The 1,840-nt window shown below is 59.6% G+C and carries 1 protein-coding gene; it reads left to right on the top strand.

The window, feature by feature from the left end; genetic code table 11:
• Nucleotides 1-7: 7 nt before the first annotated feature.
• Nucleotides 8-1,840: non-ribosomal peptide synthetase (locus tag WBQ44_RS18090; protein ID WP_495568055.1), on the top strand; the 1,833-nt coding region annotated here is incomplete at its 3' end.

The following is a 1,840-nucleotide window of genomic DNA, read 5'->3' as shown; positions in this document are numbered from 1 at the left end:
ACCGTTCATGGTGTTGCATGCCGCACTGGCCTCGTTGTTGTCGCGACTGACAGGCGCGAACGATGTGGCGGTAGGCACCGCGGTTGCCGGCCGAGGGCAGTCGGAACTCGACGACGTCATCGGAATGTTCGTGAACACTCTCGTTCTCCGCACCCGCATCGATGCGCACGACACCTTCCTCGACGTATTGGAGCGGGTCCGTGCTTTCGACCTGGACGCTTTCGAGAATTCGGATGTGCCGTTCGAACGATTGGTCGAGCTTCTCGATCCGCCGCGTTCACAGAGCCGACCTCCTCTGGTTCAGATATTGCTTACATTCCAGAATTTGGCACGGTCCGAGATCGAACTGCCAGGCCTCACCGTGCAGGGCGTCGACTTCGACTCGGCTTTCTCGAAAATGGATCTACAGGTGACCATTTCCGATCATGAGGCGGGTGACTCCGCAAGTTGGAATGTCGACTTAACGTACGCAACAGAGTTGTTCGATCGATCAACAATCGAGCGGTTTGGTGTGCGATTGGAGCACCTCATAACCCAACTCGTCGGCACTCCTGCGCAAAAAATAGGCGACGTCGACCTGATCATCCCGTCGGAGCGCGTCGCTATCGAGCTCGCGGACAATGGGACGACAGTGGTTTCTCCGTTCGTCCCCGTGATAAACGAGTTTCACCTACAGGCGCTCGACACTCCGGACGTCACCGCCATGGAGTCCCACGGCGCGGTTTATTCGTATCGGGAATTTAGAACGCAGTTCGTTCGGCTGGCCCGGCATCTGACCAACCTTGGCGTCGGGCCGGAGGTTACCGTCGGAATCGCGATGCCGCGTTCCATCAATATGATGGTGTCGATCTATGCAGTGCTGGAGGCGGGCGGTGCCTTCGTTCCGATTGATACCGGGCAAGGCCGCGCACGGCTCGACCACATCATCGACTCGTCCGACCCGTTGCTGATTCTGTCCGAGATATCCGCCGACTTCTCTCACCCGACCACTCGCGTGGTGCAGGTCGACACTTTAGATCTCTCCGAATACTCCAGCTCGCCTTTATGCGATGCAAATCGTTCGAGTGCGTTGAGATCTGCAAATCTTGCGTACATCATGTTCACGTCCGGATCGACCGGCCGGCCGAAGGGCGTCGCAGTCTCGCACGGTGCGCTCGCTAACCAGTTGAACTGGCTCTGTGAGGAGTTCGCTCTCACCGGTACGGATGTGGTGTTCCAAAAGACGCCGTTCACTTTCGACGCGTCGTTGTGGGAAATCTTCGCGCCACTTCAAGTGGGCGCCAAGCTTATCGTTGCCCGTCCCGATGGGCACAGCGACCCGCAATACTTGGCTGACGCTATGGCGGACCACGGCGTCACTGTTGCACAGTTCGTACCGTCGGTTCTCGCGGTCGTATGCGCGCATGTCGAGATCGAGCACTGCCCCACGCTGAGGATGATAGTGGCTGGCGGCGAGCGGTTGCCGACCTCGTTGGCAGAGGCTGCACGTTTCGATGGCCGGGTCGACGTCCGAAACGTGTACGGTCCGACCGAGACCACGGTCCAGGTGGCCCACCAAGCGTTTGAGGGCTCGGTCTCGTCGTCAGTGCCGATCGGATCCCCTGTCTGGAACACGAAGATGTTTGTCCTGGACGGCGCACTTCGGCCCGTACCGATCGGCGTTGTGGGTGAGCTGTACGTTTCCGGTCAGCAGCTGGCACGGGGGTACGCGGGCCAGGTCGCTGTCACGGCCCAGCGCTTTGTGGCCAGCCCCTTCGAGGATGGTGGCAAAAGGCTTTATCGCACAGGTGATCTCGTTAGATGGGTGCCCGCGGCTGGCATGGACGAGACGGTGCTGGAG

The organism is Rhodococcus sp. (in: high G+C Gram-positive bacteria), assembly GCF_049591685.1.
Classification (GTDB): domain Bacteria; phylum Actinomycetota; class Actinomycetes; order Mycobacteriales; family Mycobacteriaceae; genus Rhodococcoides.
This window is presented reverse-complemented; position numbering and strand designations above follow the sequence as displayed.